Raw genomic sequence first — 5,958 nt, 5'->3', positions numbered from 1 at the left:
CCCGGCGGGGCCCCTCCCGTCACGCGACTAGCTGTGCGAACGGAGCAGCGTCCGCATCGTCCGCATCGCCACCGACAGGTTCGCCAGGTCGAAGGTGTCCGAGCCCTGGATCTCCTCCAGGGTCGTCCGCGCGCGGCCCAGGATCGCCGCGTTCTTCTCCTCCCAGACCTTGAACCGCTCCTCGGGGCTCGTCGTGCCGTTGCCGACCGTCAGGACGTCGGCGGTCAGCGCCGCGTGCGCCGCGAAGAGGTCCTCGCGGATCGAGGCGCGGNNGTAGTAGACCTCGGCGACCGCGAGCGGCTCCTTGCCCATGCGGTCCGCGATCGCGACGATGTCGAGCGTCGGGAAGGCGGAGGAGAAGCCGGCGACGCGGAGCGCGAGCTCCTCCGGCACGCCGACCTCGGTCAGCTCGTCCAGGATCGACTGGTACCACTCCAGGTCCGCGCCGCGCAGCAGCTGCGGCAGCTGCGCCCAGACCTCCTCGACGCGGTCGGCGAAGAACTCGATGGTCTCGGTGAGCTGGAGCGGCTGCGGCCGGTTGTTGAGCAGCCAGCGGGTGCCGCGCTCGACGAGCCGGCGGGAGTGCAGCCGCATCCGGGTCTGGACGTCGGCCGGCACCACGTTGTCGAGGGCCTCGACGGCGTCCCAGACCTGGCCGAGGCGGAAGACGACCCGGGCGGCGGTCTGCGCGCGGACGATCTCCTCGATCGACGCGCCGGACTCCTCGCGGAGGCGGTGCAGGAAGGTCGAGCCACCGGTGTTGACGGTGTCGTTGACCAGGACCGTGGTGATGATCTCGCGGCGCAGGGCGTGGTTGTCGACGGCCTCGGTGAACTTCTCACGCAGCAGCGTCGGGAAGTACGCGTGGAGCAGCCCTCGCAGGTACGGGTCGTCCGGCAGCTCCGTACCGATCAGCTCGTCGGCCACCGTGATCTTGGTGTACGCGAGGAGGACGGCGAGCTCGGGCTGGGACAGGCCCCGACCGTTGTTGAGGAGCTCGCGGATCTGCCGGTCGTTGGGCAGGAACTCCAGGGAGCGGTCGAGGGCCCCGTCGCGGCCCAGGCGGCGCATGAACCGCTGGTGGGCGTGGAGCAGGGACGGCGACTGGGCGACGGCGTTGGCCAAGGCGGTGTTCTGCGCGTAGTTGTTGCGCAGGACGAGCCGGCCGACCTCGTCCGTCATCTCGGCGAGGATCTTGTTGCGCTGCTTGACGGTCATGTCGCCCTCGGCGACGAGCCCGTTGAGCAGGATCTTGATGTTGACCTCGTGGTCGGAGGTGTCGACGCCGGCGCTGTTGTCGATGGCGTCGGTGTTGACCTTGCCGCCCTGGCCCTCGGGGCCGCCGGCGCGGGCGAACTCGATGCGGCCCAGCTGGGTCGCGCCGAGGTTGCCGCCCTCGCCGATGACCTGGGCGCGGACGTCCTGGCCGTCGACGCGGATGGCGTCGTTGGCCTTGTCGCCGACGTCGGCGTTGGACTCGGCCGAGGACTTCACGTACGTGCCGATGCCGCCGTTCCACAGCAGGTCGACGGGCGACTGCAGGATCGACTTCATCAGCTCGGCCGGGGTCATCTTGGTGACGCCGTCCTCGATGCCGAGGGCGGCCCGCATCTGCGCGTTGACCGGGATGGACTTGGCGCTGCGGGGGTGGATGCCGCCACCCGCCGAGAGCAGCGAGGTGTCGTAGTCCGCCCACGAGGAGCGCGGCAAGTCGAAGAGCCGGCGGCGCTCGGCGTACGAGGTGGCCGCGTCCGGGTTCGGGTCGATGAAGATGTGGCGGTGGTCGAAGGCGGCGACCAGGCGGATGTGCTCGGAGAGCAGCATGCCGTTGCCGAAGACGTCGCCGGACATGTCGCCGACGCCGACGACGGTGAAGTCCTCGGTCTGGGTGTCGTGGCCCAGCTCGCGGAAGTGCCGCTTGACGGACTCCCAGGCGCCGCGGGCGGTGATGCCCATGCCCTTGTGGTCGTAGCCGGCGGAGCCGCCGGAGGCGAAGGCGTCGCCGAGCCAGAAGCCGTACGACTCCGCGACGCCGTTGGCGATGTCGGAGAAGGTCGCGGTGCCCTTGTCGGCGGCGACCACGAGGTACGTGTCGTCCTCGTCGTGGCGGACCACGTCGACCGGCGGCACGACCTCGCCCGCGACCAGGTTGTCGGTGATGTCGAGCAGCGCCGAGATGAAGGTCTTGTACGAGGCGATGCCCTCGGCCAGCCAGGCGTCGCGGTCCACGGACGGGTCCGGGAGCTGCTTGGCGACGAAGCCGCCCTTGGCGCCGACCGGCACGATGACGGTGTTCTTCACCATCTGCGCCTTGACCAGGCCGAGGATCTCGGTACGGAAGTCCTCACGGCGGTCGGACCAGCGCAGGCCGCCTCGGGCGACCTTGCCGAAGCGCAGGTGGACGCCCTCGACGCGCGGGGAGTACACCCAGATCTCGAAGGCCGGGCGCGGGGCCGGCAGGTCCGGGATGGCCTGCGGGTCGAACTTCATCGACACGTAGGCGTGCGGCTTGCCCTCGGCCGTGGTCTGGAAGAAGTTCGTCCGCAGCGTCGCCTTGATGACGGTGAGGAAGGACCGCAGGATCCGGTCCTCGTCCAGGCTCGCGACCTGGTCGAGGGCGGCGTCGAGCTCCTCGAGGAGCGCGTCGATCAGCTCGGTGCCGGCACGCTGGCGCTCCGGGGCCATGCGGGCCTCGAAGAGGTTGACGAGCAGCCGGGTGGTGTGGACGTTGTTGCGGAGGGTGTCCTCCATGTAGTCCTGGCTGAAGGTCGCACCGGCCTGGCGCAGGTACTTGGCGTAGGCGCGCAGCACCATCGCCTCGCGCCAGGTGAGCCCGGCGGAGAGGACGAGCGAGTTGAAGTTGTCGTTCTCGGCCTGGCCGGTCCAGGTGGCGGCGAAGGCCTCCTGGAAGCGCTCGCGGGCGTCGTCGCCGAGGTAGTCGCCGCCGTTCCCGCTCTGCGTGGGCATCCGCAGGCCGAAGTCGTAGATCCAGACGTTGGTCCGGTCGGCGAGGCGCAGCTCGTACGGGCGCTCGTCGGTCACCTCGACGCCGAGCCGGTTGAGGACCGGCAGGACGGCGGAGAGGGAGATCTCGGCGCCGGTCTTGTAGATCTTGAAGCGGCGCTCGCCGGCGCCGGAGGCGACGGGCTCGTACAGGGAGAGCGCGAAGTCCTTGCTGCTGCCGGCGAGGGCCTCCAGGTGGCACAGGTCGGCGACGGCCGCGCGCGGCGAGTGGTCGGCCTTGTAGCCCTCGGGGAAGGCGTTGCCGTAGCGGCGGAGGAGTTCGGCGGCGCGCTCCTCGCCGAGCTCGGCGTTGAGCGCCTCGCCGAAACCGTCGGCCCAGGAGCGGGCGGCCTCGACGAGCCGGGCCTCGATGCGGTCGACATCGGCGTCGGTGAGCTTCGCCAGCTCGGTGCCGGGCTTGACGCGGACGACGAAGTGCAGGCGGGAGAGGATCGACTCGGTGTTCCAGGCGGTGAAGTCGACGCTGGTGCCGTCGAGCTCCTCCTTCAGGATGTCGATGATCCGCAGCCGGACGCGGGTCGTGTAGCGGTCGCGCGGCAGGTAGACGAGGGCCGAGTAGTAGCGGCCGTACTCGTCCTGGCGCAGGTAGAGCCGCAGCCGGCGCCGCTCCTGGAGGTACAGGACGCTGGTGACGATGGACTGCAGCTGGTCGCTCGGGGTCTGGAAGAGCTCGTCGCGCGGGTAGGTCTCCAGGATCTGGAGCAGGTCGCGGCCGTCGTGGCTGTTCGGCGAGAAGCCGGCGCCCGCGAGGACCTCCTGGACCTTGCGCTTGACGACGGGGACCCGGCGGACGGACTCGGTGTAGGCGGCGGAGGAGAAGAGGCCGAGGAAGCGGCGCTCGCCGATGACGTTGCCGTCGGCGTCGAACTTCTTCACGCCGACGTAGTCGAGGTACGAGGGGCGGTGCACGGTCGCCCGGCTGTTGGCCTTCGTCAGGATCAGCAGCTTGTGCTCGCGCGCCTTGGCGCGGGCGTCGGCGGGCAGCCGGCTGAAGGAGGGCGAGACGGGGTGGGCGTGGTGGCCCTGGTCGTCGGCGCCGTGCTGCGGGTCGGAGCGCAGGATGCCGAGTCCCGTGCCGGGCACGGCGGACAGGGCGTCGCCGTTGATCAGCTCGTACTCGCGGTAGCCGAGGAAGGTGAAGTGGTCGTCGGCGAGCCAGCGCAGCAGCTCGCGGGCCTCCTCCACCTCGGTCGGCCGCAGGTCGGAGGCGGTGGGCTCGTCGGCGAGGCCGTCGGCGATGCGCAGGGCGGCATCGCGCATCTTCTCCCAGTCCTCGACCGTCTCGCGGACGTCGGACAGGACGCGCAGCAGGTCGTTGGTGATCTGCTTGAGGTCGGCCTTGTCGGTCTCGCGGTCGATCTCGACGTGGATCCAGGACTCGGTGAGCGCGTCGTGCGGCAGCTCGCCGTGGATCTGCGCCGACAGGACCTCGATGAGCTTCCCGGCGACGTCACGGCGGACGAGGACCTGCGGGTGGATCACGACGTGGATGCCGCGGCCCTGGCGGGACAGCTCGTTGGTGACCGAGTCGACGAGGAAGGGCATGTCGTCGGTGACGACCTCGACGACGGAGTGGCTGCTGGTCCAGCCGTTCTCCTCCACCGTCGGGGTGTGGACGCGCACGTTCGCGGTGCCCTGCGGACGGTTCTCCGCGAGGCGGTGGTGAGAGAGAGCGGCACCGAACACGTCGACCGGGTCGCGGTCGGCGAGGTCCTCGGGCGCGGTGTGCAGGTAGTAGCGCTGGAGGTAGTCGAGCACGGTGTCCCGGTCCGGGCGCTCCCCCGCGCCCTCCGGGCCCGTCGGAAGTCGCCCCCCGACCGGGCTGTGCTCAGCTACCCGAGCGGCCCTCTCGAGCAGCTCGGCCTTTGCTTCGTCCAGCTTGGTCTGCATGTCCTCTGACTCCTGTCGCGCGCCGTTGCGTGACGTCGGTGGAAGAAAGGGCACAACGCCACGACGCGGTGATTCCGGTCGAAGGAGACGTTATGCCCGAATGAGAGAAGCCCGGACCGAAACCGGCCACGAAGTGCGGCACGCCCGGGCGGAGGGGATCGGCGAACGCACGGTCGGTCCGGCCGCTGTCGCGGACCGGACGGCAGCCGGGGGCTCCACTGCCCCCATGGCGTATCGCGCTGATCACGGCAAAAGCCTATCGCTCATGACCCCCGAACCGTCATGAGCCGTATGCGTACAAAAGAACGGGGGAAGTTTGACGATATGGACAGCGACACGTGTCCTCTTGGCAAACCACCCCGCCAGGGGCAGCGTGTGCGCAAGCATGGGCACAGCACGACAGACCGACCATCTGTGATCTGGGAGAGCCATGGCGAAGATCCTGATCGTGACCGGGGACGCGGCGGAGTCGCTGGAGGTGATGTACCCCTACCAGCGCCTCCTCGAGGAGGGCTACGAGGTCGACATCGCGGCCCCGGCCCGCAAGACGCTCCGCTTCGTCGTCCACGACTTCGAGCCGGGTTACGACACGTACACGGAGAAGCCGGGCTACACCTGGCCCGCCGACCTGGCCTTCTCGGAGGTCGACCCGGGCGCGTACGTGGCGGTGGTGATCCCGGGCGGCCGGGCGCCGGAGTACCTGCGCAACGACCCGGAGCTCCGCAAGATCCTCAAGGCCTTCTTCGACGCGGACAAGCCGGTGGCCCAGATCTGTCACGGCCCGCTCCTGACGGCGGCGATCGGCAGCCTCGAGGGCCGCCGCGTCACGGCCTACCCGGCCCTGGAACTCGACATGCAGTCGGCCGGTGCGACCTTCCAGGACAGCGCGGCGGTCGTGGACGGCCTCCTGGTCTCCTCCCGAGCCTGGCCGGACCACCCCACCTGGATGCGCGAATTCCTGAAGGTCCTGCGCGCGAAGGGCTAGCACGCCGCCCGGTTGTGGGCAGGCGCTCCGCAAGGGGCGAGGGGGTCCCCCCTGCTCGA

General features: G+C 70.1%; 2 protein-coding genes. One reads left to right on the top strand and one right to left on the bottom strand.

Annotated features, from left to right (window positions below):
* Window positions 1-27 precede the first annotated feature (27 nt).
* A complete protein-coding gene (locus CCN56_RS06170) occupies window positions 28-4,914 on the bottom strand; it encodes an NAD-glutamate dehydrogenase (protein WP_086824366.1) in 4,887 nt (1,628 codons plus the stop codon).
* Between the two features lie 430 nt (window positions 4,915-5,344).
* On the opposite strand from CCN56_RS06170, the gene CCN56_RS06165 reads away from it, so the two are divergent.
* Window positions 5,345-5,899 carry a DJ-1/PfpI family protein gene (locus tag CCN56_RS06165; RefSeq protein WP_086824364.1) on the top strand — a complete coding sequence of 185 codons (555 nt, stop codon included), beginning with the start codon at window positions 5,345-5,347 and terminating at the stop codon, window positions 5,897-5,899.
* Window positions 5,900-5,958 lie beyond the last annotated feature (59 nt).

The organism is Streptomyces sp. NRRL B-24572 (assembly GCF_002156145.1).
Lineage (GTDB): Bacteria > Actinomycetota > Actinomycetes > Streptomycetales > Streptomycetaceae > Streptomyces > Streptomyces vietnamensis.
This window is presented reverse-complemented; position numbering and strand designations above follow the sequence as displayed.